This is a genomic window from Amycolatopsis sp. cmx-4-61, assembly GCF_046548775.1.
Classification (GTDB): domain Bacteria; phylum Actinomycetota; class Actinomycetes; order Mycobacteriales; family Pseudonocardiaceae; genus Amycolatopsis.
On the sequence record NZ_JAEBEI010000001.1, the window covers coordinates 1,419,924 to 1,444,834 of the forward strand.

General features: G+C 70.4%; 29 protein-coding genes. 10 read left to right on the plus strand and 19 right to left on the minus strand.

The features are described 5' to 3' along the window. Positions 1–86 precede the first annotated feature (86 nt). The 3 genes from ACLJOU_RS06990 to moaA form a co-directional block, all read right to left on the minus strand. On the minus strand, positions 87–740 hold the full coding sequence (locus ACLJOU_RS06990) for a transglycosylase family protein (protein ID WP_410564241.1): 654 nt from the start codon (positions 738–740) through the stop codon (positions 87–89). A 1,027-nt stretch (positions 741–1,767) separates the two neighbouring features. Further along, positions 1,768–2,019, minus strand: a complete 252-nt coding sequence (locus ACLJOU_RS06995) for a MoaD/ThiS family protein (protein ID WP_410564243.1) — start codon at positions 2,017–2,019, stop codon at positions 1,768–1,770. Between the two features lie 10 nt (positions 2,020–2,029). Next, entirely contained in the window at positions 2,030–3,094 is a 1,065-nt protein-coding gene (gene moaA / locus ACLJOU_RS07000; protein WP_410564245.1) for a GTP 3',8-cyclase MoaA, read from the minus strand. A gap of 93 nt (positions 3,095–3,187) precedes the next feature. Here moaA and ACLJOU_RS07005 point away from each other — a divergent pair, with 93 nt between their 5' ends. From ACLJOU_RS07005 to ACLJOU_RS07025, 5 genes are all read left to right on the plus strand, one after another. Further along, complete coding sequence (locus tag ACLJOU_RS07005; protein WP_410564246.1) at positions 3,188–3,667, plus strand: MarR family winged helix-turn-helix transcriptional regulator; 480 nt, start codon at positions 3,188–3,190, stop codon at positions 3,665–3,667. Between the two features lie 33 nt (positions 3,668–3,700). Continuing rightward, entirely contained in the window at positions 3,701–4,105 is a 405-nt protein-coding gene (locus ACLJOU_RS07010; RefSeq protein WP_310968721.1) for a molybdopterin-binding protein, read from the plus strand. 122 nt (positions 4,106–4,227) lie between these two features. After that, positions 4,228–5,034 carry a molybdate ABC transporter substrate-binding protein gene (gene modA, locus ACLJOU_RS07015; RefSeq protein WP_410564248.1) on the plus strand — a complete coding sequence of 269 codons (807 nt, stop codon included), beginning with the start codon at positions 4,228–4,230 and terminating at the stop codon, positions 5,032–5,034. Positions 5,035–5,095: 61 nt separating this feature from the next. Continuing rightward, the gene (locus ACLJOU_RS07020) at positions 5,096–5,860 is read left to right on the plus strand and encodes an ABC transporter permease (RefSeq protein WP_410564769.1); all 765 of its coding nucleotides are present in this window, start codon (positions 5,096–5,098) and stop codon (positions 5,858–5,860) included. Next, positions 5,857–6,924, plus strand: a complete 1,068-nt coding sequence (locus ACLJOU_RS07025) for a sulfate/molybdate ABC transporter ATP-binding protein (protein WP_410564250.1) — start codon at positions 5,857–5,859, stop codon at positions 6,922–6,924. Before ACLJOU_RS07020 ends, ACLJOU_RS07025 begins: the two co-directional genes overlap by 4 nt. A 73-nt stretch (positions 6,925–6,997) precedes the next feature. On the opposite strand, the gene ACLJOU_RS07030 is transcribed toward ACLJOU_RS07025, so the two are convergent. Beyond that, positions 6,998–8,773 carry a multicopper oxidase family protein gene (locus ACLJOU_RS07030; RefSeq protein ID WP_410564251.1) on the minus strand — a complete coding sequence of 592 codons (1,776 nt, stop codon included), beginning with the start codon at positions 8,771–8,773 and terminating at the stop codon, positions 6,998–7,000. A gap of 189 nt (positions 8,774–8,962) precedes the next feature. On the opposite strand from ACLJOU_RS07030, the gene ACLJOU_RS07035 reads away from it, so the two are divergent. Then, positions 8,963–9,757 (plus strand): HAD-IIA family hydrolase, encoded by a 795-nt coding sequence (locus ACLJOU_RS07035; protein ID WP_410564253.1) that lies wholly within the window; start codon positions 8,963–8,965, stop codon positions 9,755–9,757. 37 nt (positions 9,758–9,794) lie between these two features. Continuing rightward, positions 9,795–10,595 (plus strand): metallophosphoesterase family protein, encoded by an 801-nt coding sequence (locus ACLJOU_RS07040; protein ID WP_410564255.1) that lies wholly within the window; start codon positions 9,795–9,797, stop codon positions 10,593–10,595. Here the strand turns inward: ACLJOU_RS07040 and ACLJOU_RS07045 are convergent. The 11 genes from ACLJOU_RS07045 to ACLJOU_RS07095 form a co-directional block, all read right to left on the minus strand. Continuing rightward, a complete protein-coding gene (locus ACLJOU_RS07045; RefSeq protein WP_410564257.1) occupies positions 10,592–10,966 on the minus strand; it encodes a YccF domain-containing protein in 375 nt (124 codons plus the stop codon). The two genes, ACLJOU_RS07040 and ACLJOU_RS07045, sit on opposite strands and share 4 nt — an antisense overlap. 105 nt (positions 10,967–11,071) lie before the next feature. Next, a complete protein-coding gene (locus tag ACLJOU_RS07050; protein WP_410564259.1) occupies positions 11,072–12,553 on the minus strand; it encodes a hypothetical protein in 1,482 nt (493 codons plus the stop codon). A gap of 2 nt (positions 12,554–12,555) precedes the next feature. Further along, positions 12,556–13,038: a hypothetical protein gene (locus ACLJOU_RS07055; protein WP_410564260.1), complete on the minus strand. Its 483-nt coding sequence runs from the start codon at positions 13,036–13,038 to the stop codon at positions 12,556–12,558. 95 nt (positions 13,039–13,133) lie between these two features. Then, positions 13,134–13,694, minus strand: a complete 561-nt coding sequence (locus ACLJOU_RS07060) for a DUF3558 family protein (RefSeq protein WP_410564262.1) — start codon at positions 13,692–13,694, stop codon at positions 13,134–13,136. Positions 13,695–13,740: 46 nt separating this feature from the next. Continuing rightward, positions 13,741–14,454 carry an ESX secretion-associated protein EspG gene (locus ACLJOU_RS07065; RefSeq protein ID WP_410564264.1) on the minus strand — a complete coding sequence of 238 codons (714 nt, stop codon included), beginning with the start codon at positions 14,452–14,454 and terminating at the stop codon, positions 13,741–13,743. 23 nt (positions 14,455–14,477) lie between these two features. Then, the gene (locus ACLJOU_RS07070) at positions 14,478–15,683 is read right to left on the minus strand and encodes a hypothetical protein (protein ID WP_410564266.1); all 1,206 of its coding nucleotides are present in this window, start codon (positions 15,681–15,683) and stop codon (positions 14,478–14,480) included. Next, positions 15,680–16,123, minus strand: a complete 444-nt coding sequence (locus ACLJOU_RS07075; RefSeq protein ID WP_410564268.1) for a hypothetical protein — start codon at positions 16,121–16,123, stop codon at positions 15,680–15,682. Before ACLJOU_RS07075 ends, ACLJOU_RS07070 begins: the two co-directional genes overlap by 4 nt. Continuing rightward, positions 16,120–16,695 (minus strand): 4Fe-4S single cluster domain-containing protein, encoded by a 576-nt coding sequence (locus ACLJOU_RS07080; protein WP_410564269.1) that lies wholly within the window; start codon positions 16,693–16,695, stop codon positions 16,120–16,122. The genes ACLJOU_RS07075 and ACLJOU_RS07080 overlap by 4 nt, the downstream gene beginning before the upstream one ends. Continuing rightward, entirely contained in the window at positions 16,683–16,880 is a 198-nt protein-coding gene (locus tag ACLJOU_RS07085; protein ID WP_410564271.1) for a DUF2997 domain-containing protein, read from the minus strand. The genes ACLJOU_RS07080 and ACLJOU_RS07085 overlap by 13 nt, the downstream gene beginning before the upstream one ends. Positions 16,881–16,888: 8 nt before the next feature. Next, a complete protein-coding gene (locus tag ACLJOU_RS07090; protein WP_410564273.1) occupies positions 16,889–18,505 on the minus strand; it encodes an AAA family ATPase in 1,617 nt (538 codons plus the stop codon). Positions 18,506–18,542: 37 nt separating this feature from the next. Then, positions 18,543–19,442 carry a hypothetical protein gene (locus tag ACLJOU_RS07095; RefSeq protein WP_410564275.1) on the minus strand — a complete coding sequence of 300 codons (900 nt, stop codon included), beginning with the start codon at positions 19,440–19,442 and terminating at the stop codon, positions 18,543–18,545. A 103-nt stretch (positions 19,443–19,545) separates the two neighbouring features. On the opposite strand from ACLJOU_RS07095, the gene ACLJOU_RS07100 reads away from it, so the two are divergent. Then, on the plus strand, positions 19,546–21,204 hold the full coding sequence (locus ACLJOU_RS07100; RefSeq protein ID WP_410564276.1) for an AMP-binding protein: 1,659 nt from the start codon (positions 19,546–19,548) through the stop codon (positions 21,202–21,204). A 126-nt stretch (positions 21,205–21,330) separates the two neighbouring features. On the opposite strand, the gene ACLJOU_RS07105 is transcribed toward ACLJOU_RS07100, so the two are convergent. Continuing rightward, positions 21,331–22,299: a R2-like ligand-binding oxidase gene (locus ACLJOU_RS07105; protein WP_410564277.1), complete on the minus strand. Its 969-nt coding sequence runs from the start codon at positions 22,297–22,299 to the stop codon at positions 21,331–21,333. Then, positions 22,296–22,895 (minus strand): TetR/AcrR family transcriptional regulator, encoded by a 600-nt coding sequence (locus tag ACLJOU_RS07110; RefSeq protein WP_410564279.1) that lies wholly within the window; start codon positions 22,893–22,895, stop codon positions 22,296–22,298. The genes ACLJOU_RS07105 and ACLJOU_RS07110 overlap by 4 nt, the downstream gene beginning before the upstream one ends. A 145-nt stretch (positions 22,896–23,040) precedes the next feature. Here ACLJOU_RS07110 and ACLJOU_RS07115 point away from each other — a divergent pair, with 145 nt between their 5' ends. Then, a complete protein-coding gene (locus ACLJOU_RS07115; RefSeq protein WP_410564281.1) occupies positions 23,041–23,661 on the plus strand; it encodes an HAD family hydrolase in 621 nt (206 codons plus the stop codon). Here the strand turns inward: ACLJOU_RS07115 and ACLJOU_RS07120 are convergent. After that, positions 23,658–23,894, minus strand: a complete 237-nt coding sequence (locus tag ACLJOU_RS07120; RefSeq protein WP_410564283.1) for a hypothetical protein — start codon at positions 23,892–23,894, stop codon at positions 23,658–23,660. The genes ACLJOU_RS07115 and ACLJOU_RS07120 overlap by 4 nt on opposite strands. Before the next feature lie 131 nt (positions 23,895–24,025). Between ACLJOU_RS07120 and ACLJOU_RS07125 the strand changes: the two genes are divergently transcribed. After that, positions 24,026–24,412, plus strand: a complete 387-nt coding sequence (locus tag ACLJOU_RS07125; RefSeq protein WP_086861937.1) for a cold-shock protein — start codon at positions 24,026–24,028, stop codon at positions 24,410–24,412. 20 nt (positions 24,413–24,432) lie between these two features. Here the strand turns inward: ACLJOU_RS07125 and ACLJOU_RS07130 are convergent, their stop codons facing one another. Then, positions 24,433–24,909: a DUF2771 family protein gene (locus tag ACLJOU_RS07130; protein ID WP_410564284.1), complete on the minus strand. Its 477-nt coding sequence runs from the start codon at positions 24,907–24,909 to the stop codon at positions 24,433–24,435. Between the last annotated feature and the right edge of the window lie 2 nt (positions 24,910–24,911).

The window sequence follows — 24,911 nt, forward strand, 5'->3', positions numbered from 1 at the left end:
AAGGGCTCCCACCGCCCGGGGGATCGGCGGTGGGAGCCCGTTCAGGTCACGGCCCGAGGCCGGACCCGTGCATCACTGCGAGATCGTCACTTGGTGGCGATCTTCTGCCCGACGAGGATCAGGTCCTTGTTCGGGATGTACTTCGCGTTCAGGTCCTGCAGCTTCTGGTAGCCGCCCTGGACGTTGAACTGCTTGGCGATCTTGGACAGGGTGTCGCCCGCCACGACGGTGTAGTCACCGTTCGGGTTGGAGCTGTTCACACCGGTCGCCGCCGCCGCGGGGGCAGCCGGAGCAGCCGGGGCCGCCGCCTTCTTCGGGGCCGGCGCGGTCGTGCTCTTCTTCGGGGTCACCTTCTTGGTGGTGTGACCGGTGGCCTTGGGGGCCGACGAACCGCCGCCGCCCTTCTTGCCGCAGACCGGCCACGCGCCGATGCCCTGACCCTGCAGGACGCGCTCGGCCACGGCGATCTGCTCATCGCGGGAAGCGTTCGCCGCGCTGCCGGTACCGCCGTAGGCCTTCCAGGTGCTCTGCGTGAACTGCAGGCCGCCGTAGTAGCCGTTGCCGGTGTTGGTGTTCCAGTTGCCGCTGCTCTCGCACTGCGCAATGGCGTCCCAGTTGGTCGCCGACGCGGGGGTCGCGGCGATCGCGAGGGGAGCGCCGACCGCAATGCCCGCGATGGCGACGCGAGCGACGGTGCGGGTGGCAGCGGACATCTTGCGGTGCTTGCCTCGGTAAGACATTTGGATGCTTCTCGGCTTCCAGCGCCTACGAACCTGTGTTGAGGGTTCAGGATCGGGGTCCTGCGCCGGCCATCTCAGACCGGCAGACGAGTCCGACGCACGCCGCGTCTTCGTCGTCCCCTCGTCCCTGTCCGGAAATGCTTTCGCTCGGGGTATGGGTCCGGGGATCCGTTGGACAGGGCTAGGCGCTACGGATTCCCGGTGTTGCGTCGGTCGGTCGGGGCCAACCGAAAAGCGACGGTACGTAACGATGGCCGTGATCGGAAATTATTCGGGGCGTGACCTACGTCACAGTAACGGCACGCAACCCCGGTCGATACGGGTGTTTGCGCAGGTCAGAGGGCCGTTATCTGCCCGTTTCCTTGCCGAGATAAAACACGGATCGTGAGGCTTGCATCACGTGTTTCGCGCAGCGAATGGCCCATTCGTGCCGCCCGGATCGCGATTGGAGCGCGCATCTTATGACCGGTGCGGGGACCGCGCCAGACTTGACAATCCTGCCTCGGCTGCCCCACCAGTCACAAGAGCCTCACCTGTTCGTGGGTTTCCCGACCCGGTCGGAGCGACGCCGACCGCCCGTCCCGCGCACCGACGCCGACGCAGGGCGACGGACCAGGTGAAACGGGTCACCGGACGGGTGGCGGCCGGACGCGGTCAGCTTCCCGCGAACACCCGGATCCGGTGACGCGCCACGCCGAGGGGACGCAAGCCGGGTCGACGAGCGGTCGGCGGCGCCGCCCGAGCGGTCGCGCTTCTACAGGCCGGACGAACTTCCGAGCCCTCCGCCGGACGGCTCAACTCGACCCCGCACCTGGATGGTCAACCCACGTACCCGGAGGGTCGACCCACGTGCCTGAAGGGTCGACAGATGTGTCCGCAGGGTCGACACGTGTGATCAGGAGGTCGACACACGTGATCAGAGGGTCGACACGCTGCCGCGGCCTGCCCGCGCCGTGTCGACCCCTCCATCACGCGTGTCGACTCTTCAATCACGCGTGTCGACCGTTCGATCACGCGTGTCGGGTGGTCAGCCGCCGGCGAAGGGCGGGAGGACGTCCAGCTCGGCGCCGTCGCGCAGGGGCTTCGTGAGGTCGCGGACCGCGATGCCGTCCAGCAGGTAGCTGACCGCGGCCAGGAGGCGCGGCAGGTTCTCGGGGTGGAGGCGGCGCAGCTCGGCCACCGCGTCGGCGACCGTCGCGCCGTCCGGCAGCTGCACCTTCTCCTCGTCCACGCCCGCGGCGGCCCGCGCCGCCGCGAAGTACCGCACCACGATGGTCACCGTCGCCACCTCAACCGCCGATCGCGCTCATCGGCCGGATCGGCTGCGCGAACCCGGCGTCGTTGATCTCGTGGCCGGCGAGCTTGCCCCACATTGTCGCCCGCCAGGCGTCCGCCACCTCCTCATCGCGCGCGCCCGCGCGCACGAGGGACCGCAGATCCGTCTCGTCGTTGCTGAACAGGCAGGAGCGCACCGCGCCGTCGGCGGTCAGCCGCGTCCGCTCGCAGGCCGAGCAGAACGGCCGGGTCACCGACGCGATCACGCCGACGTCGCCCGGACCGCCGTCGACCAGCCAGCGCTCGGCCGGCGCGCCGCCGCGTGCCTCGGAAGCCGGCGTCAGCGTGAACGCCTCCCCGAGCATCCCGAGGATCTCGGCCGCGGTGATCATCTCGCCGCGGTTCCAGCCGTGCTGGGCGTCCAGCGGCATCTGCTCGATGAACCGCAGGTGGTAGCCCTCGGCGAGGCAGAACTTCAGCAGCGGCACGGCTTCGGACTCGTTGAGCCCGCGGATCAGCACGGCGTTGACCTTCACCGGCGACATCCCGGCGTCGCGCGCCGCGGCGAGCCCGGCCAGGACGTGCGAGAGCCGGTCGCGGCGGGTGATCGTCTTGAACAGCTCGGGGTCGACGGTGTCGAGCGAGACGTTGATGCGGGCCAGCCCGGCTTCGGCCAGCCCCGCGGCCCGGCGGGCCAGCCCGATCCCGTTGGTGGTCATGGACAGCCGCGGCCGGGGCGACAAGGCGGTGATCCGCGCGACGAGGTCCTCGAGGCCCGGCCGCAGGAGCGGTTCCCCGCCGGTGAGCCGGATGTCGGTGATCCCGAGCTGCTCGACGGCGATCCGCATCAGCCGGACCAGCTCGTCGTCGGTCAGCACCTGCTCGCCGGGCATCCAGTCGAGGCCCTCGGCGGGCATGCAGTAGGTGCAGCGCAGGTTGCACCGATCGGTCAGGGAGACCCGGAGATCGGTGGCCACCCGGCCGAAGGTGTCGATGAGGTGCGGGTTCTCGGGCCTGGGCGCGCGAGATGACCCTCGTGTGCCGGGGACGCGAGGAAACCCGAGATCCACTGCCGTCATTACGCACAGCGTAGCTCCGGAACGGACGGAGTGACTTGTTCTCTGGGATACTTTGCGCAGTGAGTGGTTCAGCGGCCGAACTAATGAGGGCTTGTGACGGAAAAGACTTACCCGGTCACGGAAGAGGAGCTCTTCCGGTTCGCGGAACTCGGGCGCGCGGGCAGCACGTTCACCGTCCTGCGGCACGCCAGGATCGCCGAGCGGATGGGCCTGTCCGGCACCGACCACAAGACGTTCGACCTGCTCGTGCAGGTCGGCGGCCCGCTCACCGCCGGCCGGATCGCCGGGCTGACGGGCCTGTCCACCGGCGCGGTCACCGGCGTCGTCGACCGGCTGGAGAAGGTCGGGCTGGTCCGCCGCGTGCGTGACCCCGAGGACCGGCGCAAGGTCCTCGTCGAGGTGGTGCCGGGGGCAGCCGACCGCTTCGCCCCCCTCTTCGAGTCGGCCTTCGGCGCCCTCCGCGACGTGCTCGCGCAGTTCTCCCCGGCCGATCGAAAAGTCATCGAGCGTTATCAGGATGTCATCCTCGAACAGCTGCGCGCCGAGGTCATGGGCAATTCGCGTCCCGCGTAGCTTTTCCTCAACTGCGGAGATAATGTCTGCGGCATGCCGCAATTTCGGTTGTCCGAGGCCGCACGCCTGCTCGGCGTCAGCGACGACACCGTCCGGAGGTGGGTGCGCGCGGGGCAGCTGACCGCGACCGACGACGCCGCCGGCCGCAAGGTCGTCGACGGCGCCCAGCTCGCCGGGTTCGCCCGGGCGCAGGCCGCCGCACCCGACGACCCGTCGGCGGTCGGCCGGTCCGCCCGCAATAGGTTCGTGGGGCTGGTCACCGAGGTCATCGCCGACAAGGTGATGGCGCAGGTGGAACTGCAGTGCGGGGCGCACCGCGTGGTGTCCCTGATGAGTACGGAAGCCGTCCGCGAGCTGGGCCTGCGCCCGGGGGTGCTCGCGGTCGCTGTGGTCAAGGCGACCACTGTTGTGGTGGAAACACCGGAAGGAAGTAGATGAACCAGCCCGCTTTTCGGGGGTCCGGGTGGCGGAGCCCCCGGCTCGGGGCGAAGCCCCGTTTGACACAGCCCGCTTTTCGGGGGTCCGGGTGGCGGAGCCCCCGGCTCGGGGCGAAGCCCCGTTTGACACAGCTCGCTCTCGTCGTGGCCGCCGTCGCCCTGCTCGCGGGCGCGTGCAGCAGCTCGGACGAGCCCAGCACGCAGCCCGGCGCGTCGGTCGCTGCGCCCGCGCCCAAGGGGGCTGGCGGCTCCGGCGGCGGCACGCTGACCGTGTTCGCCGCCGCGTCGCTCACCGAGTCGTTCACCGCGCTCGGCAAGGCGTTCGAGGCCCAGCACCCCGGCGTCACCGTGAAGTTCAGCTTCGCGGGCTCGTCCGGCCTGGTCCAGCAGCTGACCAACGGCGCCAAGGCCGACGTCTTCGCCTCGGCCGACCAGGCCAACATGGACAAGGCCGTCCAGGGCGGCGTGATCGACGGCCAGCCGGCGGTCTTCGCGACCAACAAGCTCGCCATCGCGGTCGCGCCCGGCAATCCCAAGGGGATCAAGTCCTTCGCGGACCTGAACAAGCCCGGCCTGACCGTGGTCACCTGCGCTCCGCAGGTGCCGTGCGGCTCGGCGGCGAAGAAGGTGGAGACGGCCACCGGCGTCACGCTCAAGCCGAAGAGCGAGGAGCAGGACGTCAAGCAGGTGCTGAACAAGGTCGCTTCCGGTGACGCCGACGCGGGTCTCGTCTACGTCACCGACGCCACCTCCGCCGCGGGCAAGGTGGACAAGGTCGACTTCCCCGAGGCGAGCGGCGCGGTCAACAGCTACCCGATCGCCGCGGTCAAGGGCGGCCAGGGTGCGCTGGCCAAGGAGTTCGACGACTTCGTCCTCGGCCCCCAGGGCAAGACCGAGCTGAGCAAGGTCGGGTTCGGCCCTGCGCAGTGAGCGCCTCGCGAACGGCCGGCCGGGATCCGTCCCGGCCGGCCGTTCGCGCGTCCCGTGGGTCCTGGGGATCCCCGCCGCCCTCGCGCTGGCCCTCGTCGTCCTCCCGGTCGTCGGGCTCCTGGTGCGCTCGGACCTCACGCGGCTGCCGTCGCTGATCGCCACGCCGTCGTCGTGGCACGCGCTGCGGCTGTCGCTGCTCACGGCGGCGCTGTCCACGCTGGCCTGCGTGCTGCTCGGCGTGCCGCTGGCCGTCGTCCTCGCGCGGGCCCGCTTCCGCGGGGTCCGGGTCCTGCGCTCGATCGTGCTGCTGCCGCTGGTGCTGCCGCCGGTCGTCGGCGGCCTGGCGCTGCTGTACCTGCTCGGCCGCAGGGGCTTCCTCGGCGCTCTGGTCACCGCGCTGACCGGGGAGTCCGTGCCGTTCACCACGACCGCGGTGGTCATCGCGCAGACGTTCGTCGCGATGCCGTTCCTGGTCGTCAGCCTCGAAGGCGCCCTGCGCGGCTCCGGCGACCGTTACGAGCAGGTCGCCGCCACCCTCGGTGCGCGGCCCTGGACGGTGTTCCGCCGGGTCACGCTGCCGCTGCTGCTGCCCGCGCTCGGCTCCGGCGTCGTCCTCAGCTTCGCCCGCGCGCTCGGCGAATTCGGCGCCACGATCACCTTCGCCGGCAGCCTCGAAGACGTCACCCGCACGCTGCCGCTCGAGGTCTACACCCAGGCCGAAGTGGACATCGACAGCGCCGTCGCGCTCTCGCTGCTGCTCATCGTCGTGGCGGTGCTCGTGATCGCCGTCGCGCGGCCGCGCTCGTGGGAAGGCGGCCTCCGGTGAGCCTCGCCGCCCGGATCACCGCCGTGCGGGGCTCGTTCGACCTGGACGTCGAGTTCGACGTGCCCGCCGGGCACGTGCTGGCCCTGCTCGGCCCGAACGGCTCGGGCAAGTCGACCGTGCTGGGCTGCCTGTCCGGGTTGGTCACGCCGAGGTCGGCGGAGATCACGGTGGCCGGGCGCGCGCTGGCCGGCGTCGCGCCGCACCGCCGGGGGATCGGCCTGCTGTCCCAGGACGCGCTGCTGTTCCCGCACCTGTCCGCGGTGGACAACGTGGCGTTCTCGCCCCGCTCGACCGGCGCCGGCCGCCGGGCCGCGCGCGAGCGGGCCTTCTACTGGCTGGCCGAAGTGGACGCCGTCGCGCTGGCCGACCGGCGGCCCGCGCAGCTGTCCGGCGGCCAGGCCCAGCGCGTCGCGATCGCGAGGGCCCTGGCCGCCGAACCGGACCTGCTGCTGCTCGACGAGCCGTTCGCCGCCCTCGACGTCGACGCCGCGCCCGCCATCCGCGGCCTGCTGCGGCGGGTGCTCAAGACCGGCCCGACCACCGTGCTCGTCACGCACGACCCGCTGGACGCGCTCGCGCTCGCCGACCACGTGGCGGTGCTGAACGGCGGCCGGATCGTCGAACGCGGCCCCACCCGAGAAGTCCTCTCGGCTCCCCGTACGGCGTTCACCGCGCGGATCGCCGGCCTCAACCTCGTCGCCGGCACCGCGGTCGCGCAGGGCCTGCGGACGGCGTCGGGTGAGGTGGTCAGCGGCCTCCCGGCGGACGACGTGGTGCCGGGGGAGCCCGCGGTGGCGGTGTTCCCGCCGAACGCGGTCGCCGTCTACGCCCGCGACGGCGAGCACCGCGGCAGCCCGCGCAACACGGCCGGCGCCGTCGTCGCGGCCCTGGAGCCGCACGGCCCGGTGATCCGCGTCCGCGCGGAGGCCGACGGCTGGGCCCACGGCCTCACCGCCGACCTCACCCCGGCCGCCGTCGCCGAGCTCGCCCTGGAACCCGGCTCGCCGGTGACGCTGTCGGTGAAGGCGGCGACCGTGGCGATCCACCCGGCCGCCGCCTCCTGACCCCAAGCGCCCCAAGGCCGCCTTCGGTGCGTGGGACGCACCCAAGGCCACATTGGGGCGCTCGAGAGCCGGGTCAGGCGCCGTCGTGGTGGTGGCCGCCGCCCGGGTGGACGTGGAACTTCGCCACCGCCGGCGGGTGCACGACGAACGGGCGCATCATGCCCTCGTCCTCGTGGTCGAGGATGTGGCAGTGGTACATGAACTCGCCGGTGCCGCCCCCGAACCGCCCGGCGACGCTCACCCACTGGCCCGGGTTCACGATGATCGTGTCCTTCCAGCCCTCCTCGTACTTCTCCAGCGGGACGTCGGTGAAGCCGTCGATCGGCGCCGTCGTCCGCTCGGTGGCCTGGTCGAACGTCGTGGTGAAGGCCCGCCGGAACAGCGCCTGGAACTCGGTCAGGTGGATGTGGATCGGGTGCGCCGGGCCGCCGTTCGCCACGTGCACGATGTTCCACACCGCCCACCGGTCGTGGTCGATGAAGACGCCGGTCGTGTCGTCGAAGATCCGCCCGATCATGCGGAACGTCTTCAGCCCGCCGTTCGGGTCCTGGAGCTGGATGACCCCTTCGCCGCCCGGGTCCGCCTCGACCTGCTCCAGGTCCCACAGTTCCGGGTGGCCCGCCTTGTTGAGCAGCAGCGCGATCCACACGTGGTCGTGGTCTTCGGGCAGTGTCGTGCCGTGCTGCAGCCGGACGTACGACGTCGAGACCTTCTCCGGCAGCGTGAAGGGGTCGTGTCCGGCCCGGCCCTCCACCCGGAACTCCATCAGGTCCGGTTCGACCACGCCCAGCCGCGGGTCGGCGTTGCGCAGCTTCAGCTTCTGCCCCGGGAAGCGGCTGAAGTCGATCAGGACGTCGAAGCGCTCGGCCGGGGCGACGGTCAGCCCGCCGGCCGGCAGCGGCGCCGGCGCGGGCAGGAGGCCGCCGTCGGTGCCGATCAGCCGGACGGCGTCGTTGACCGGCGCGTTGTCCTCGTCGACCAGGTCGAGCGTGTAGAACCGCGAGTTGGCCGCGTTGAGCAGCCGGAAGCGGTACCACCGCGCGTCGACGTCCAGGTGCGGCCAGATCACGCCGTTGACCAGGTTGAACGGCCCGGAGAACGGGATCGCGGGGCCGCCCGGGATGACCGGGAACTTGTAGAGCAGCTGCCCGGTCAGCGCGCCGGTTGCCGGGTCGACGTCCAGGTTCCGGTCGGTGATGATCAGCGGGATCTCGCGGTCGCCGTGCGGCAGGCCGAGCGCGTCCTCCTCGTCGTCGCGGAGGAGGTACATCCCCGCCAGGCCGGTGTGGACGTTGAAGCGGGTGATCGCCATGGCGTGGTCGTGGTACCAGAGCGGCATCGCCTGCTGGCGGTTCTGGTACTCCGCGAGCTGGGACGTCCCCGTGAGGCCCGCGTTGTGCGCCCAGCCGTCGTTGCCCGCGTTGGTGCGGGCGCCGTGCAGGTGGACGACGGTCCACGCCGGCAGGTCGGCGACGCCGTCGACGATCGAGTAGCCCGGCTTGTCCAGTTCGCGGCCCGGGCGGCTGGTCGGCGCGTCGGCGAGCGGCCCCTGAACGGCCACGAGCGGGAACTCGCCCTCGATTTCGTTCGACCACGAAATCCGCAGCTGCCGGCCGCTGCGCACTTCGATCGTCGGACCCGGGAAATGTCCCGCGTACGTCCACAACGTACTTTCGGGCAATTCCGAATGCAGCTGCTGGCGTTTCACGATCATCGGAATGGTGATCGTTTCCCGGCCACGCGGCCGGAACACCGGTGGCACCCGCAGCGGGTCGAGGAACTTGGTGAGTCCCCAGTTCGGCGCGGTGATCGGCCCGGTCGTCGCCGGGCGCTCGATGATTTCGGTCATGATTCTCCCCCTTCGGAACGGGGGCAGGAAGAATCGCGCGGCGGCGCGCACGCCGTCGACGTCGAAAAGTATTCCCCCGAACCCCCTCGGTGACCGGCCCGCGACTCCCCTCGCGTTACCGGCAATTCTCATGGTAACCCTTTTCGACGCGGCACGCAGGTGTCTCGCGCGCGTGATAGGTTTCGCACCATGAGCGAACGCCGGTGGACGTACCTCTCCGACATGGACGGCGTCCTGGTGAAGGAGGAGCACCTCGTCCCGGGGGCCGACGAGTTCCTCGGCGAGCTGAAGGCGAACGGCATCGGCTTCCTGGTGCTGACGAACAACTCGATCTACACCCCCCGCGACCTGCGGGCGCGGCTGGAGCGCACCGGGCTCGACATCCCCGAGGAGTCGATCTGGACCTCGGCGCTGGCGACCGCGAAGTTCCTCTCGTCGCAGCGGCCGAACGGCTCGGCGTACGTCATCGGCGAAGCGGGCCTCACGACGGCGCTGCACGAGGTCGGTTACGTGCTCACCGAGCGCGACCCCGACTACGTCGTCCTGGGCGAGACCCGCACGTACAGCTTCAGCGCCATCACGCGCGCGATCCGGCTGATCGAGGGCGGCGCGAAGTTCATCGCGACCAACCCCGACGCGACCGGCCCGAGCCTGGAGGGCTCGATGCCGGCGACCGGGTCCGTCGCGGCGCTGATCGAGAAGGCCACCGGGCGCTCGCCGTACTACGTCGGCAAGCCGAACCCGCTGATGATGCGCTCGGCGCTGCGGCGGCTCGGCGCGCACTCGGAGTCGACGCTGATGATCGGCGACCGGATGGACACCGACGTGCACTCCGGCATCGAGGCCGGGCTGCAGACCATCCTCGTCCTCACCGGCATCTCCACCCCGGAGTCGGCCGAACGCTATCCGTACCGGCCCACGATGGTGATCGACTCGGTCGCCGACCTGATCGGGCGAACCCTGGACCCGTTCGGCGAAGGCTGAGCGCGAGCCGGGCGGCCGGAGGGCATATCGTCAGCGGATGAGCAAGTCGACGTACGTGGTCGGCGACGTCCACGGCCACCGGGACGAACTCGCCGACGCACTGAGATCCGAAGGCCTGGTCGACGAGGACGACAACTGGTCCGGCGGCGAGGACCAGCTCTGGTTCCTCGGCGACTTCGTCGACCGCGGCCCGGACGGCGTCGGCGCGATCGACCTGGTCATGCGGCTCGAAGCGCAGGCGGCGGAGGCCGGCGGCCAGGTCCAGACCCTGCTGGGCAACCACGAGATCCTCGCGCTGGGGATGTACCACTTCGGCGACGAGCCGGTGCCGTCCGACTTCGGCCCGCGCAGCTTCGCCCGCAGCTGGGAGATCAACGGTGGCCTGCTGTCGGACCAGGACAGGCTGACCCCCGAGCACATCGAGTGGCTGACCGCGCGCCCGCTGGCCGCCGTCGCCGCCGATCACCTGCTGCTGCACTCGGACACGCTGGAGTACCTCGACTGGGGCTCGTCGGTCGACGAGATCAACGAGGCCGCCCGCGAGATCCTCGAAGGCAGCGACATCGAGGCGTGGTGGGACGTCTGGCGCCGGATGACGACGCGCTACGCCTTCCGCGGCCCGGACGGCGAGGAGAACGCGCAGAAGCTGATGGACGCACTCGGCGGGTCGCGGATCGTGCACGGGCACAGCGTCATCGCCGACCAGCTGGGCATCCACCCGACGCAGATCGAGGGCCCGTTCCTGTACGCGGGCGGCAAGGCCCTCGGCGTCGACGGCGGCCTGTTCGTGGGCGGGCCGTGCCTGGTGGTCCGGCTGCCGTTCTCACCGGAGTCCTAGGCGATCTCGACGATCTCCTTGCCCAGCGGCACGAGGGACACGGGGATCAGCTTGAAGTTCGCGATGCCGAGCGGGATGCCGACGATCGTGAGGCACAGCGCGATGCCCGTGAAGACGTGCCCGAGCGCCAGCCACCACCCGGCGAAGACGAACCAGACGACGTTGCCGAGGCAGGACGCGGCGCCCGCGTCCCGCCGGTCGACGACCGTGCGCCCGAACGGCCAGAACGCGTAGTGCGCGATCCGGAAGGACGCCAGCCCGAACGGGATGGTGACGATCAGGACGCAGCAGAGCACGCCGGCGATCAGGTAGCCCACGGCCATCCAGAAGCCGCACAGGACGAGCCAGATGATGTTCAGCAGTGTGCGCATCAGCGGTGCAGCTCCCCGCTCGGTACGGTGAAGAAGGGCATGAACCCAATGTAGCGGCGGGTTTTGCGCCTGAGCCGGGATCGAGCAGGATCCCAGGGATGCCCCCTAAGAGGTCTCCCCGATGGTCGGCTTCACGATCTTTTCCCCATCCGGGCCGCGCTCCGGCTTGAGATCGAAGACCTCTTCGTCGACGGCGTACTTGTTCTTGTGTTCTTTGTCGTCGTCTTTTTTCTTACCGGCCCCGGCGGGTCCGGCGGCGGCGCTACCGCCTTTACCCTTGGCCGCGGCGGCCGCGGTCGCCCCGCGTTCGAGCCGTTCGCCGGTCTTGCTCCCGGTTTTCCCGCCCTCGCCGGGGAGCTCCTTGGCGCCGGCGCCACCGGCACTGCCGGACACCCGCGACCCGGCGAACCCGGCGCCGGCCCGCCCGGACCCGATGCCCTTGCCGCGGGTGATGTCCCCGCCGCCCGAAGTGCCGCCGCCGCCGGTGGTCCCGGGCAGGGCGAGCCCATCGGGCGTGACACGCCCGAAGGAGGTGGCGGCGGGCGTGGCGCGGAAGTTGCTGTTGCCGCTGAAGGTGCCGGTGCCGCTGGTGGCGCCCGGGGGGACGTAGGTGGTCGTCCCGGGTGGGGTGATGCCGGGGCTTGTTCCCGGGGGTGTTCCCGTTCCGCCGATCCCGGTGCCACCGATGCCTGTTCCGCCGGTGCCGATGCCGGTGCCGATCCCGCCGGTGCCGGTGCCGGTTCCGCCTCCGCCGATGGCGGGGGTGCCGGTGAAGCCGGCGCTGCTGGTGCCGTGGAACCCGCTGGCAGAGGTGGAGTCACCCTGCCCCAGCTGCGGCGGCGGGGTGTAGGTGGGCTGGGTGCTGGCGGTCTCGTGGTAGGTGGAGTCGAGGTTCTGCAGGACCTGCACGGCCTGCTGATGAGCGGCATCGGCCTGCTGCTGCTTGGCGGCGACGTTGTTCATGGTCTGCGTCGCGCCGACGACATCGCCGGACTGGTATTGCTTGGTGGCCTTGGCGATTTCGGCTTGCTGGTCGAACCCGGTGGGTTCGGGCATGTTCTTCTGCGCATAGTCGGCGGCGGCCGCCTGCTGCGAGTACCGGTTCGAGCTGAGCTGGGCGGCATTGGCCGTCTCGGCGGTGTAGTTGGCGGTGTTCTGGAAGAACCCGTGCGCCTGCGCGGCACCGGAGCCCTGCCACTGGATTTCACTGGAGTTGACGGCGTCGTTCGCGGCGGTGGAGACATCGGCGAGCCAGTTGCCGAGCTTGTTGGCCACCCGGCCGCGATCATCGAGATCGCCGGGGTTCATGTTTTCGTGAACCATGCTGTAGAGGTCTTCGTGCGTGCTGGCCGCGTAGTTCTGACCAGGCGCGGGCGCATCGCCGCGGGTGGCCTGGTTGTGCAGCAGGACCTTCCCCTGCTCGACCGAGTATTGAGCGGCCTGGTTCTGCGTCTGCGGGGTGACTCCGTCGCGGGCGTCGCCCTGGTCTTCGGCACCGTAACGGTGCACGTTCTGCTGCAGCTTCTGTTGCGTCTGCGCGTAGAAGTCGGCTTCGTACTGGCGATGTTCTGCGTGCTCGTGAGCCATCGTCACTCACTCCCGCGAAGCTTGGCGAAGGTCTGGCTGTGCGCGTCCTCGGTTTCGCGGTAGTTCTTGCGGGCGATTTCGAGCGCTTCGCGAACCTGTTTGAAGCCGTCCGCGAGCAGTTCGAGGTTCGGGACGAGCGACTCGGGATCGCTGACAGCCACCTTGACGTTGAAGTTCGCTACCTGGTTGGCGTAGTCACTGCCGCCCATTTGTGCCGCATGGCCGAGAATGTACAGGTCACGCCTGATGTCGTCGTAGCCGTTGATGAAGGTGTCGCAGACCTTCTGGTAGTGCTGAAAGCCCGCTTCATTGATGGCGAACCCCCCGCCTTCGGCGAGTGTCTTGAACCGCTGAGCGCCTTCATTGACCCGCTTCGCTCCCTCCGCGTCCAGCGGGACGTCGAGGAGGCTGGACAGGAAGTTGTTTCCGGCGTCGCCGGCTGGTGGGGTGGGAGGTGGCCCCCCGAACTGCGCTCCTGTTGCCATCGATCCCCTCCTGCGCCTCGCGTGCGACGATCACCCTCTGTGTGGCACCAGTACTGTAGTAGTGACTGGTCCCCGTGTCACTGTTTACCAGGTCGCTATCGCGGCAAAAGCGGCTCAACCTTGGTCGCGATGTCGTTGACGTCCGTACACGCCTGATCTGTGGTGCCGAGGGTGAGCGTCACCGATACGAGCGCCCGTGACTTCGGCTTGACCTCCATGCCGACCGAGCATTGGCCCTTCGCGCCGATGGGCTCCCGCTCTTGCACGGCAGGGCGGTCGTTGACCGTACCGGTCGACGCCTTGCTGGGGTCGGCGATGTTCTCGTTGATCGTCTGACCTGCGTGCAGGGAGAGACTGATGAGGATTGAGTCGTTGCCGGTCTTCTTTTCGGTCGTGCAAGTGCGGGCGGAATCTGCCGTAGCCGGCACCGATGCCGGATAGCCCTGACCGTTGAGCGCCTGGTCGAGAGTGGCACACGGTTTCATGTTCCCGAACGGGTTGCCGCTCGTCGCGCTACTCGGTGTCGAGTTCGAGATGCTCGACGGAGTGTCCGCGGCCTGCGGCGTGCCGCCTACCTTGCTGTCACACGCACTCACTGCGAGCCCCAGGGTGGCCAAGGTCAGGACGGCGGCGCGAAAGCGAACTGCTCGGGTCACGACCTGAACACTACGGGTAGATCACGCCCTCGTGCGAGGACGCCGGTCACCGGTGGGTCGTCTCCGCGATGCGCTCGTGCAACCACCCTCGCAGGTGTCCCCCGTCCGAAGGGGTGAACCGCAGGCGGGATTCGCCGCCGGGGAGGGGGTCCGTGAACGTCAAGTAGCGGCCCGCGTCGGTGTCCACGAATGTCACCGTGCCCACCGGTCGCAGGGTGCCCTGGCCCGGGCGGGTCGACAGTTCGAACGTGCCGTGGCGGTGCGGTATCCACTGCGCGTACTCCCGCAGCGCTTCGGTGTCCGGTGGCCGGTTCGGGCCCTGCGTCGTCGTCACCGGGGCCACCGGTAACGGCCCGTAGCGGGGGAGGATGCCGACCAGGGCGTCGACCAGGTGGTCCGGGCGGACCTGGACGAAGTTGATCCCGTCCGGCACCCGCTCCGAGTACACACCCAAGCCGTGGGCGATGGTGGCTCGGTAGAACACCTGGCGGCCGTCCGCCACCTCCGCCGCCCGGACGATGATCAGCACCTCCGGCTGCGTCCACGACCTGAGCGTCTGCTCCACCTCGATGTCCAGCTTGTCCACGCCCGCCAGCCCCCGCGCGCGCAGTGCGTCCCATGCTGCCGTCAGGATGCGGTCGTTCTCCGCCAGCGTGTGGCCCGGGCTGGGGATCTCGAACGGGTGCCAGTGCGCCGGGAAGCCCGTGCGCCGGATCGCGGCGGCGACCTCCGTCAAGCCCAGCGAGAATTCCTCCGGCACAGTCCCGAGCGTAGCGGAATCCCTCAGATGTCCAGCTGACGAACGCCCGTCTCGGGCAACGCCACCCGGCCGGCCGTCGCCCGTCCGCGCAAGCGGACGATTTCGTGTGGCTGCAAGCCGATCGCCACGCCGAACGCCTCCACGTCCGGGAAGCCGCCCTGGCGCCGGCGCAGCTCCAACGCCGTGGCCACCCGTGGTGGCGTGAGGCCCGGCAGGGTCGCCAACGACTCTCCCGGAGCCGAGTTGACGTCGACCAGCGTCACCGGCGGCGCAGGCGGGGGCGCCAACGGAGCCAACGGCGCCAACGGCATCGGAACCCCCGGAACATAAGCCTCGAGCACGTCGTTCTGCCGCAGATCCCGCGTCCCCAGCCCGACCGTGAACACCCGCGATCCCGCGGAGCTCCGCACCGCGACCCCGCCGCGCGCCAGGGAAAGCACCGGCAGCCCCGCCGCGACGACCGTGTGGCGCTCGTTGAACGTCGTCCCGATCGGGCGCAGCACCCGGACGCTCACCCCCACCGTGAACGTCGCCGCCCGCCCCTCCGGCACCTCGACCGCCGCCACCACCGAACCGTTGCCGAGGTCGCTGACGCCGTGCACCACCGCCGTCCCGGCGCGCTGCTCCACCGATTCCGGCGAGGGGAACGCCGTCAGCACGTCCCCGGGCAGCGGCGGCACGTCGCACTGGAAGCCCAGCAACACCGTCCCCGCCTGGCCCCGCGGCCATTCCTCGTGCGGCCCGGCCAGCGCGAGCACCCGCATCGGCTGGCCGCCCCGCGACAGCGCGGCCAGCGCCCCGGACCGCAGGACGCCCTCCCGGACGTGCACCTGTGCGAAAAAGCCAGTCAGCGGGTCGAAACCCGGCGCCACCACCGAAGCGGCGCCCTCCTGGCGGGTCAGGTCCGGCCCCACCGCGTCGTCGGTGTAGAGCTCCAGCGCGTCGCCGTTGCCGAGGTCGCGCCGCCCGACGGCGACGTACACGTCCTTCAGGAAGCCGGCCTCCGTCACCGGCTCGACCTCGTTGGAAAAGTACTTCTTCCGCACCATGATCCCGAGGCGCAGGTTGTCCTCGACGATCCGGTCGCCCCGGCGCAGCCGCGCCCGGGCGCCGCGGACCGCGCGGCCCGCGCTCACCTGCCCGCCGGGCAGTTCCCCGAGGCCGGGGACGGTGACCGAGTCGTGGATCGCCTTGCCGAACTCGATCAGCCCGACCCGCGTCTCGGTCACGACGTGGCGGCCAGCGTGACGCTGATCGACTGGTCGGCGTTGACCCGCTCCGACTCGACGCGCATGCCGGCCCGGGCCGCCCGGTCCTTCAGCCGGGCCAGCACCGCCCGCTGCACTTCGGCCGCGTACGCCTCGTCGACCGACAGCACCAGCCGCGACGCTTCGGCCGGCACCAGGCCCGGGCCGTCGACGTGCGCCACCTGGACACCCTCGGGCCCGTAGCCGAACGTGATCCGCCGCCCTTCCCACGCGGCGACGACCGACGTGCCGTCGTCGGTGACCTGCGCACGCAGCCCGGCGAGCGCGCGGGCCAGCAGGTCGCGGTGCCGCATCCGCGTCCGCACGGTGACGACCCCCGGCCGGGCCTGCGCGTGCGCGGCGATCGTGGCGGCGTCGAGCTGGGCCAGCGCCTCGCTGCGCAGCTTGAGCGTGACACTCATCGGCGATCCCCTTCGAGCAGCGCTTCGAGTACTTCGGTGGTGGCGAACCCGTTCAGCTCGATCGCGCCGTCGCGGGCGATCGTCAGTTCCAGGCGGTTCGGCGTGGTGAAGATCGACTCGTCGTAGCGGCCGGTCAGGAAGTGGAACCGCTGGTTCGCCGAACCCACCCACGGCCGCGCGGTCTCCGGCCGATCGGCCAGGAACGGCCCGTCCACCAGCAAGTCCGTCGACGCCAGCAGTTCCGACGGCGGCAGGTCCGCCAGCACGTGCCCGGTGAACGTCATCACCGAAAGCCCTTCGGACCGGACGGCGGCGGCGAAGCGGCCCAGCGGCGCGGCCTGGTCGAACGGCTCGCCGCCGAGCAGCGTGACGCCTTCGATCCCGGAGACGGCGAGCACGCGCGAGACCAGGTCCTCCCACGACAGGGAAAACCCGCCGCGGGTCGTCCACGTCTGCGGGTTGAAGCACCCCGGGCAGCGCACCGAACACCCCTGCGTCCACACGGCACACCGCAGGCCCGGGCCCTCGGCCGCGGTGACGTCGACGATCCGGTGCAGGTTCAGCAGTTCCATTGCGACTGGTGCTGCGAAGCGGTGTCTGCCACGGAAGTGCGCCGGTAGTCCTCGGTGAACTCCGACGTCACGGTCTCCGCGCCGAGCAGGTCCTCCAGCAGCGGGATGTAGTCGAGGCACTTCGAGCCGGACACGCCGTGGGTCTCGGCGCTGATCGAGCCGTCCTTGCCGATGGTCACGGTCACGCGATGCGTCATACGTCGATCGTCCTTCCACCCGAAGAGGCCGATGCCGCCGGTGCCGCCGGCGGCGGCGCAACCGGCTCCGAAGTGTCCGTGGCGGCCACGGCCCTGGTCTCCGCCCAGTTCCGGATGGCCAGGATCTCGTCGGCCTGGGTCACCGACAGCGGCACGGTCGACTTCACCGCGCGCACGAGGTCGTCGCGGCGCAGCGGCCGCTTCTCGGCGAACGCGTCGACCAGCCCGGACAGCACCGCCTGCTCGATCTCGGCGCCGCTGTAGCCCGCGCTGACGTCGGCGAGCTCGGCGCACAAGGCGTCGTCCAGCCGCAGTTCGCTGCCCACGAACGGATCGGTGACGCGCTTGGCCAGGTGGATCCGCCAGATCGCGGCGCGCTCGGGCGCCGACGGCAGGTCGACGAAGAAGATCTCGTCGAACCGGCCCTTGCGCAGGAACTCCGGCGGCAGCGAGCCGACCTGGTTCGCCGTGGCCATCACGAACACCGGCGCCGACTTCTCCTGCATCCAGGACAGGAACGTGCCGAACACGCGCCGCGCGGTGCCACCGTCACCCCCGCCGCCCGCGCCCGCGAGGCCCTTCTCGATCTCGTCGACCCACAGCACGCACGGCGCGATGCCCTCCGCGGTGCGGATGACCGTGCGGATGTTCTTCTCGCTCGAGCCCACCAGCCCGGCGAAGACGCGCCCGAGGTCCAGCCGCAGCAGCGGCAGCCGCCACATGTTCGCGACGCACACCGCGGACAGGCTCTTGCCGCAGCCGGGGACGCCGGTGAGCAGCAGGCCCTTCGGCGCCGCGAGGTTGTACGCCGACGCGGCGGGCGTCCACGTTCCGGTGCGCTTGGTGAGCCACCGCTTGAGCCGGTCGAGGCCGCCGACGGCGTCGAAGCTCGTCTCCGCCGGCACGATGTCGAGCATCCCGGACCGGCGGACGGCCTGCCGCTTCTCGGCGAGGATGAGGTCGAGGTCGCTCGGGTCGAGCCCGCCGCCCTCGACCAGGGCCCTGGCGAACGCGTTCTCGGCTTCCGGCAGCGTGAGGCCGCGCGCGGCGGCGATGATCCGGTCGCGGTCCTCGCGGTCGATGCTGATCCGCACGTGCTGCCGGTGCGCGGCGACCATGCCGTCCAGCAGCTCGCCGATCTGGCGCCGGTCGGGCAGCGGGAAGTCGACGACGGTGGCGTCGTGCTCCAGTTCCGGCGGCACGGGCAGCGACGGCGACACGAGGATCAGGCTCAGCGGCACCGGCCGCGTCTTGACCGCCGCGGCCAGCTCACGCAGCCGCCGCACGACGTCGGGATCGGGCCGGTGCCCGCCCTCGGACACCAGCGAGGGGTGCAGGTCGGCGAAGACGAAGACGGCGGGCTCGCCCCAGCCGTGGATCCGTTCGAGGGCCGCGGCCGCGGTGCGGGTTTCGCTGATCGGTGGGCCGCCCGCGGGGGCGAGCCCGGTGGTGGACGACCAGACGTAGACCCGCCGCGGGGTGCGCAGCCGGCCGGCGTCCTCGGCGACCGCACGGATCTCCCGCAGCACCCGCTGCTCTTCGTGCGTCTCGACGACGAGCAGCGGGTAGCGCGCCTGCAGCAGCTGCGTCAGCTCGTCGCGGAACCCGGCCATCGATCGCCCCCTCGAACTCCGCTGCGACCTTACCAACTCACACGCCGACGACGAGGACCTCGTACGTCGGGCTGGTGGGCGGGTAACCGCTGTAGATGTGGGAGTTCACGACGGCGAGCCGGTTGCCGATCTTCGCCGCCGAGACGGGCTGGTCGAACAGTGGATCGGTGATCGTGCCGGCGGGAACGCCGTGGCTCAGGCCGCCGTCGAGGCACCACCGGGTGATCTTGTCGTCGAGCTGCACGGCCCAGAGCCGGTTGCCGTCGAGGACGAGGCTGGCCACGCTGGGCGCGTCCACCCCCGCGATTTCCGCGCTGACCCCGGTGCGCGGATCGATCGTGTACACCTTGCCCGGTATCGTCGCGGCCACCAGCAGCGTGCTGCCGGACGGCGTGGCGATGATGTCGTTCATGAAGAAGTCACCGGGGGAGCCGCCCGCGCCCGGTCCGCTCAGCGCCAGGGTGCGCGGGGTGCCGAGCCTGCCCGCCACGACCGGCACGAAGAACAGCTGCGGGTGATAGGAGTCAGTGAACCAGGCGCCCTGCGGGGTCACGACCACGTCGTTGACGTAGGACGTCTGCGGGTCGCCGAAGGTGTAGTCCGCGACCTTGGTCTTGGTGCGGACGTCGTAGACGTAGGCCTTGCCGCCGATCGCGCCGGCGACGAACAGCAGGTCGTGGCGCCGGTCGAAGTCGACACCGGCCGCCATGGTGCCGGGCGGCGCCTCGATGAACCGTTCGGCCGTGCCGCGCCGGACGTCCTCGCGGAAGATCGTGCCGGCGATCAGGTCGCCGGTGTAGTACTCGCCGCCGCCGGCCGCGGTGATGCCTTCGGCCGACCTGGCGCCGGGCAGCACGATCACGCGGGTCGCCGCGGACGCCGGTGCGGCCACCGCCAGCAGCAGGACGGCGGACGCCAGAGCCACGATTCTTCGCATCGGGTTCCCTCCCTCTTCCCGAGGGGATCCTGCCACCGTGCTGGCTGACCCGGCACCGGTTTCTTAGACTCGGCGCCAGTCACCGCCGACTTCAGGAGGCACCATGCCTGACGCGCCCGCCCCGCCGAGTTACGCCTCGGGGACCTCGGATGTCCCGCTGCTGGGGGACACCATCGGCGACAACTTCGACCGGACGGTGGCCGCGTTCGGTGATCGCGACGCGCTCGTGGACCGCGCGGCCGGCAAGCGGTGGACCTACCGGGAGCTGGCCGACGAGGTGAACGCGCTGGCGCTGGGCCTGGTCGCGCAGGGCCTCGGCAAGGGCGACCGGGTCGGGATCTGGTCGCCGAACCGGGCCGAGTGGACCTTCCTGCAGTACGCGACGGCCAAGATCGGGGCGATCCTGGTCAACATCAACCCGGCCTACCGCGCGCACGAGCTGGAGTACGTCCTCAACCAGGCCGGGATCCGGCTGCTGGTCGCGTCGGACAGGTTCAAGACGTCCGACTACCCGGCGATGGCCGACGAGGTGCGCGAGAAGTGCGCCGCCCTGGAGCAGGTCGTGATCCTGGGCAGTGAGCAGTGGCAGGCGCTGCTGGAGTCCGGCCGCGGAGGCGATCCGGCGCGGCTGGCGCACCTGCAGGCCGGGCTGTCGGCCGACGACCCGATCAACATCCAGTACACCTCCGGGACCACGGGCTTCCCCAAGGGCGCCACGCTGTCCCACCACAACATCCTCAACAACGGCTACTTCGTCGGCGAGCTCTGCGGCTACACCGAGCGGGACAAGGTGTGCATCCCGGTGCCCTTCTACCACTGCTTCGGCATGGTGATGGGCAACCTGGCCTGCACCAGCCACGGCGCCTGCATGGTCATCCCGGCGCCCGCGTTCGACCCGGAAGCCACCCTCGAAGCCGTCGCGGCCGAGCGGTGCACGTCGCTCTACGGCGTGCCGACGATGTTCATCGCCGAGCTGAACCACCCCGGCTTCGGCGAGTTCGACCTGTCGTCGCTGCGCACCGGGATCATGGCCGGCTCGCCGTGCCCGGTCGAGGTGATGAAGCAGGTCATCGACCGGATGGGGATGAGCGAGGTGTCCATCTGCTACGGCATGACCGAGACGTCCCCGGTGTCGACGCAGACCCGGTCCGACGACTCGATCGAGCGCCGCGTGTCGACGGTCGGGCGGGTCGGGCCGCACCTGGAGGTCAAGGTCGTCGACCCCGAAACCGGTCTCACGGTGCCGCGCGGCGAGCCGGGCGAGCTGTGCACGCGCGGCTATTCGGTGATGCTCGGGTACTGGGAACAGCCCGACAAGACGGCCGAGGCGATCGACGCGGCCCGCTGGATGCACACCGGCGACCTGGCGGTGATGGACGGCGACGGGTACGTCAACATCACCGGCCGGATCAAGGACATGGTCATCCGCGGCGGGGAAAACCTGTACCCGCGCGAGATCGAGGAGTTCCTCTACACGCACCCGGACATCCTCGACGCGCAGGTCATCGGCGTCCCGGACGAGAAGTACGGCGAAGAGCTGATGGCGTGGATCCGGATGCGGGAGGGCGCTTCGCCGCTGACCGCGGAAAAGGTCCGCGAGTTCTGCAGCGGGAAGCTGGCGCACTACAAGATCCCGCGGTACGTCCACGTCGTCGAGGAGTTCCCGATGACGGTGACCGGCAAGGTCCGCAAGGTCGAGATGCGCCAGAAGTCGATCACCCTGCTGGGGCTGGAGAACGCGGCCGCGACGAAGCACGCCTAAACCGATCGCCGCGGCCGGGCGTTGGTCCTTCGCGATTCCGCGAAGGGAGGCAAGTGATGATCATCCTCGGCTGGGAATGGTGAACGGCCGGGTGGGGCACCTCGTGGCGGTGCCCCACCCTGCGCCTCAGGAAACCGCGGCGGCCGCTTCCGCGATCGCCTTCGCGTCTTCCTCGCCGAAGGTTTCTTCGAGGTGTTCGGGCGAGTAGTCCAGGTCGATCTGCTCCACCGGCATCCCGCGCGCCGATTCGATCGCGCCCAGCCGCCGCTGCGCCCGGTCGGCCGCGTACTGGACGATCTCCTGCGGGTCGTTGTCGAACGGCAGTTCCTCGAACTGGTCCTGCACCCACTGGATCATGTTCAGCGCGTGCGGCAGCAGCTCGCCCATCCGCTGCTGGACGGCGTCCCAGAGCGAGTCGTCCGCGGCGACGTGCCGCCGGCACGTGAACGTGCCCCAGGCCATGTGGCGGCGCTCGTCGTCGCCGATGCGGCGGACCAGTTCCTGCATGCCCGGCAGGATGTCGTGCTGGGTGCAGATCAGCTGCCACGAGTAGTAGCCGGTCAGGGCGAGGCTGCCCTCGATGACGTGGTTGTACGTGACGCTCGCGCGGATCTGGTTGAGCGGGCTGGGATCGTCCTCCAGCGCCCGCAGCGACTGCGGCAGCTCTTCGTAGAACAGCTTGCGGTAGTGCGGGTTTTCGGCGACGAACGGGTGGAGGTCCTCCGTCAGCCCGACGGCGTCCATCCAGCGCCGGAACACCTCCGTGTGCTTGGCCTCCTCGAAGCAGAACTGCGTCAGGTACATCTCGTCGCCGAACCGGCCGGTCGCCGACATCGCGCGCATGAAGGGCTGGATGTCCTCGGTGACGGCTTCTTCGCCGGCGATGAACTGCGCGACCAGGTAGGTCGTGCTGCGCTGCTGCTCGGCGTTGAGCGTGTCCCAGCCTTCGCGCTCGCGGCTGAAGTCGATGTCGGCCGGGTTCCAGAACTTCTTGTTTCCCTTGGCGAACAGCCGCAGCGGGAACGAGTCCCAGTTCAGCCCGCCCTTGCGCAGTGAGGAGAAGCCGCTTCGGAGCTCCGGCAGCGTGTCGGTCATCGGTTCACTCCATCTTGGACGAATTGGCGGATGGCGGGTTCCAGGACCGCGGTGACGGCGTCGGCCGCTTCGGTCGCCGAATGCGTGGACAGCACCAGGTGCGACAGGGAAAGCCGGACGGCGGTCTCCGCGAGCAGGGCCGCGGCTTCGGCGGAGAGGCCGGGTTCCCGCTCGCGGTACTGCTCGGCGGCGAGGTCCGCGGCCGCGGTGAGGATCGGCTCGCCCCGGGTCGTGAGCAGCGGCAGCAGGTCCTCGGCCGCTTCGGTCCCGAGCGCCGCCGCGACCAGGCGGTTCTCCCGCGCGTGCTCGATCGTGTAGACGACGGCGTGGTGGATGCCCGCCAGGAGCCCGTCCGCCGTTTCGAACCGCTGCCGGATCCCGTCGAGGAACTCCGCCGCGGTGCGCAGCGCCACCGCCTGGGTCAGCGCCGCCTTGTTGCCGAACTCGTTGTAGACCGTCTGCCTGCTCACGCCCGCTTTAGCGGCGACGTCGGCCATCCGCAGCCCCGCGTGGCCGTGGTCCGGCAGCAGGTCGGCGGCGGCGTCGAGCAGGGCTTCGCGCAGGGACGCCTTCGTCCGCTCAGTGAAGCTGGTCACACCTCACCTTGACACAGATCATCCTGCTGTCAAGGCGCTGTACATGATCGGCTTCGGTGTAAAACTGTCGGTGCCGGGAGCTAACGTGTTGGGCGGAATCAGATCAGCGGCGCGAAGCGCCTCCGTTGAGGGTGGTGGTGGGGGCATGGGTGGAATCACCGTGGGGTTCGACCTCGACATGACACTGATCGACGCCCGGCCGGGCATGGCCGCGGCGATGAACGCGCTGGGTGTCGAATCCGGCCTGCCGCTGGACGGCGAGGCGTTCGCGGCCAATCTCGGGCCGCCGCTCGACGACATCCTGCGCGGCTTCGAAGCGCCCGAGGAACGCATCCCCGGGCTCGTCGACCGGTTCCGGGCGATCTACCCCGAGGTGGTCGTGCCGAGCACGGTCGCGCTGCCGGGCGCGGTCGAGTCGCTGCGCGCGGTCCACCAGGCGGGCGGGCGCACGCTCGTCGTCACCGGGAAGTACGGGCCCAACGCGCAACTGCACGTGGACGCGCTCGGGCTGGACGTCGACGAAGTCATCGGCGAGCTGTGGTCGACGCAGAAGGCCGAGGCGCTGCTGGCGCACGACGCGCGGGTGTATGTCGGAGATCACTCCGGTGACATCCGGGGTGCGCTCGCGGCCGGAGCGATCCCGGTCGGTGTCACGACCGGGCCGTGTGACCGCACACTCCTGCTGAGCGAGGGAGCGGAGGTGGTGTTCGAGTCGCTGACGGAGTTCCCGGCATGGTTCGAGAAGACGTTCGCAGCCGTGCCCTAATTCTTGGCGCGCGCCTCGAGGACCAGCGCGATCAAGCCCAGCAGCAGGCCCAGCGGGGTGATCACCCCGGCGGCGACCGAAAGCCAGATCGGCAGGTTCTCCAGGCCGGCGGCGAACATGATGAACACCGCCAGCACGGCGAGCATGCCGAGGCCGAACAAGCCGATGCCGACGCGCATCAGGAACGGTTTGCCGGGGGCGGACACAGCGGCCTCCTTCTTGGCGGTCTCCATGACGCAAGAGGGTATCCGGCGGTATCGACTTCTCCCCAGGGCCTGTGGCGAGATACCCTTTACCCAGCGCGCCCTGGGTACGCCCCGGGCGCGTTAGTCGTGAGCGGACAGCAGAAGGACTGGTGAGGGAAGTGCCGACCGGCAAGGTCAAGTGGTACGACGCGGAGAAGGGGTTCGGGTTCGTCACGCAGGACGGTGGCGCCGACGTCTACATCCGCAAGGCCGCGCTGCCGCAGGGCGTCGAGGGGCTCAAGGCCGGACAGCGGCTCGAATTCGGCGTCGCCGACGGCCGCCGTGGGCCGCAAGCGCTCTCCGTCCGGCTGCTCGACCCGCCGCCGTCCGTCGCCGAAGCGCGTCGCCGCCCGGCCGAGGAGCTGCACGGCCTGATCGAGGACATGATCAAGCTGCTCGAGCTCAAGGTGCAGCCGGACCTGCGGCGCAACCGCTACCCGGACCGCAAGCACACCAAGCAGATCGGCGAGATCATGCGCGCGGTCGCCCGGGACCTGGATCCCTGAAGCGATCCCTAACGCGACCCCTAAGCCTCCAGGCGCAGGCCCCAGACGTCGCTGGGCAGCAGGCCCGACTCGCCGGTTTCCGCGTTCAGCACGGCCGTGTACTTCTGCACGTCCACCGCGGAAATGCGGTCGGCGGGCGTCGGCGGCGTCACCGTGTAGGCGTAGCGGTCCAGCGAGGTGAACGGGATCGGGTCGCTCTGCTTGAACTCGCCCCGCGGGGTGACGTACTCGAAGACGATCTGCCACGGCGAGTCGGCGACCTCGCCGGGTACCGAGATCTGCACGGGCTTGCCCGGGCGGACCTTCAGCGTCCGCGTGTCGCCCTTGGCGCTGCACGGCTGCGCGAGCTTCTGCGAATAGTCGCAGCTGAGCACCGGTGTGGTGTTGATGGTGTGGCCGTCGGCGTAGAAGGTGACCTCGGCCGGGCCGGGGGCCGAGCAGCCGGCCACCGCGAACCCACCGGCCGCAAGCAGGGCCACCACCCGGGAACGTCGCATGG